The organism is Candidatus Izemoplasma sp., assembly GCF_982632705.1.
Window position 1 is genome coordinate 1 of sequence record NZ_CEXEES010000114.1, and the last position, 2,050, is coordinate 2,050.

Consider the following 2,050-nt stretch of genomic DNA (forward strand, 5'->3'; position numbering starts at 1 on the left):
TTACGCTGAAAAAGGCGTTTTACTAGATGCCAATGGAGATCCTGCTGTTGGTACGATATTTAGTTTCACATCATATAGTATGCAAATTCTATTTGGGTTATTAATGTTAGCGATGATGCTTATCTTTATATCTAGAGCTACTGTAAGTGCAAAAAGAATTAAAGATGTATTTAGAGAAATCCCTGATTTAAAGAATAAAGAAAACGCAATCAAAGATGTTTCATTAAAAGGTAATATTACGTTTGATAATGTTAGCTTTGGATATGGAACAGATGGAAATAGAGTATTAAAAGATCTTAGTTTTACAGTAAACGCTGGTGAAACCATAGGTATTATAGGTAGTACAGGTTCAGGTAAATCAAGTCTGATTCATTTGATCCCAAGATTGTATGATGTATGTGAAGGAAGAATCTTAGTAGATGGTGAAGATATTAAAGATCTTGATATTGATACGTTACGTTCACAAATCAGTGTTGTAACTCAAAAACCAACTATCTTTAGTGGTAGTATTGGGACAAACCTTCAACAAGGGAATCAAGAAGCTGGATTAAAAGAATTTGAACAAGCATCAATGAATGCCAGCGCACTTGAGTTTATTGAATCATATGATGATTACTTTAATCATCTAACAGAGCAAGATGGGAAGAACTTAAGCGGTGGACAAAAACAAAGAATATCACTTGCAAGAGCATTCTTAAAGAATCCAAAAATACTTATCTTAGATGATTCAACATCAGCAGTAGATGCACAAACAGAACAGCAAATTATTGATGCTATAGATAAAATTGGTAACGATACAACATCATTAGTAATTGCTCAAAAGATTTCAACAATAAAAGATATGGACAAAATCCTTGTGCTAAATAACAAGGGATATATAGATGGATTTGATACACATGAGAATTTACTTAAAACATCAGAAGTATACAAAGAAATCGCTCTGTCTCAAATAGGGAATGGAGGTGCTTCTAATGAGTAAAGAAATCAATCACAAAGAAGTCATTCTTTCAAAAGAAGAAGTAAAGAAAAGAAATGAAGCAAACAAAGACATTTCAAAATCTTTAAATAGACAACGTATGTCTCATGGTCCTGGTGGAAGAGTTTATCTTGGACAAAAAGCTACAAATAGAAAACAAGTACTAAAAAGAGTATGGAAGTATTTAGACCGATATAGAGCTGGTGTTATATTAGTATTTATTATGACATTAATCACTGCGGGACTAGCTGTAATAATTCCTTACTTAATCACCAATGCGATTAATGATTATATATCAGTAAAAGATTTTGAAGGCGCATATACAATTGCCTTATATATCGCAGGAATCGCAGTGCTTAACAGTATTTCTAGACTTATAGGTAGAGTTGTGATGGTAAATGTATCACAAAATACCGTAAAGAAAATTAGAAAAGATGCATTTGATAAACTACAATTACTACCAGTTTCTTATTACGATAAGAATCAACCTGGTGAGATTGTTTCAAGAATCACAAATGATGTTGACTTAATCTCAAACAGCTTATCACAAGTTGTTAATGAGTTATTCTCATCAATCATAACGATCGTTTTATCACTTGTATTTATGTTTATAGTAAACTGGTTGCTAGCTATTGTTGTATTACTATTTGTTCCAGTAATGGTACTAATTACAATGAAAGTTGGGAAGTTTACAAGAAAAGGATTTATGGCACAACAAAAACATTTAGCTAGTCTAAATGGGATAGTTGAAGAAAGTATATCTGGTATCAAAGTACTTAAACTATACACACAAGAAAAAGAGATTGTTAAAGAATTTAAAACAAAAAACAATGAATTAAGAGATGCATCATTCAAAGCACAAGTTTGGGCTGGGATTATTATGCCAGTAATTAACTCATTGAATAATTTAATCTATTTAGTAATCATCATTCTAGGTGCAATGTTGATGTTATTAACAAACCTTGCAATACAAGTTGGAGATATCGCTGGTATCACAATGTATGCAAGACAGTTCGTTCAACCAATATCGAATTTAGCTCAAATGTTTAACGTTATCCAACAAGGATTAGCAGG

2 protein-coding genes are annotated in these 2,050 nt (G+C 31.7%); both read left to right on the forward strand.

What is annotated here, in order from left to right:
• A partial coding sequence (locus AC2LE6_RS08970; protein WP_484478919.1) for an ABC transporter ATP-binding protein occupies positions 1–979 on the forward strand: 979 nt, incomplete at its 5' end.
• A partial coding sequence (locus AC2LE6_RS08975; protein ID WP_484478920.1) for an ABC transporter permease occupies positions 972–2,050 on the forward strand: 1,079 nt, incomplete at its 3' end. The genes AC2LE6_RS08970 and AC2LE6_RS08975, both read left to right, overlap by 8 nt.